This is a genomic window from Actinotalea sp. C106 (genome assembly GCF_023630195.1).
Lineage (GTDB): Bacteria > Actinomycetota > Actinomycetes > Actinomycetales > Cellulomonadaceae > Actinotalea.
Genome location: NZ_JALPKN010000550.1, coordinates 1 through 976, shown reverse-complemented (window position 1 = coordinate 976; position 976 = coordinate 1). Strand labels below are relative to the sequence as shown.

Annotated in this window: 1 pseudogene; it reads right to left on the bottom strand. The window is 77.5% G+C overall.

The window, feature by feature from the left end:
• Window positions 1–976 (bottom strand): annotated as a pseudogene (locus L0B03_RS18410) (hypothetical protein); the annotation flags it as partial.

The window sequence follows — 976 nt, the reverse complement described above, 5'->3', positions numbered from 1 at the left end:
TCCACCACCCGCCCGGGGTGGCCCCCCCGACCGTCCACACGCGCGGGAGCGGGCCGGTGACCAGGGCCCCGAGCAGCAGGAGCACGCCCACCGGCACGGCGGCCCGCGGCCACCACTCCCCCTCGGTGAGCCAGCCTTCCACGGTCCCGGCCGCGGTCGCCAGCAGCGTCAGCAGACCGACAGCCCCCCACCACCAGCTCCACAGGTCCGGCCCGCCGGGGCGCCGCAACCACCCGCGGGCCAAGGGCGTGGCTGCGAGCACCAGGCCCGCAGCGACCAGCAGGATCGCGGGACCATCGAGCAGGTCGGGCGCCGCCGCGAGCGCGAGCAACGGAGCAGCCCCTGCGGCGACGTCGAGGCCACCACCGAGCCCACGCACGACCGCGGGGTCGACGCGACGCCAGGTCGCCCACGCCGCGAGGAGAGCGATCGCTCCGACGGCCCACCACCCGTCCGGCACGGCGAGGAGGGCCACCACGGGCAGGGACCACACGAGCACCACGCGCCCGAGCCCGTCACCGCGCACCAGCAGCCGCTCCGCCAGCACGAGGCCGAGCACCAACGCCGCGGGAAGCAGCAGCGGGAGCACAGCCGGGCCGACCACGGCCACGTGCTCCGCGGAGAGCAACGGAGCGCCGGCCTCGGTCGCGAGCAGCCGCAGCACCACGACGAGCCACGCGAGGACGAGCACGAGGTCCGCCGAGGCAGCGGTCACCCGCCCCGAGGTCCGTAGCACCAGGGCCAGGGCGAGCACCGCGACCACGAAGGGCAGCACCGGCCAGCCCTCGACCAGACCGGCGACGACCGCGAGCACCCCGACCACCACGCCCCCGGGCAAGGCAGCGGTCAGCGCCCCCTGACCCAGCCGACCCTGCAGCCCCGAGCGCGCGGCCCAGGCCCGCCCGAGCAGCGTCGTCGCGAGGACGGCGAGGGTGACCACCGCGATCTGCGCGGCCGCGGGGACGGCGACGTCCTC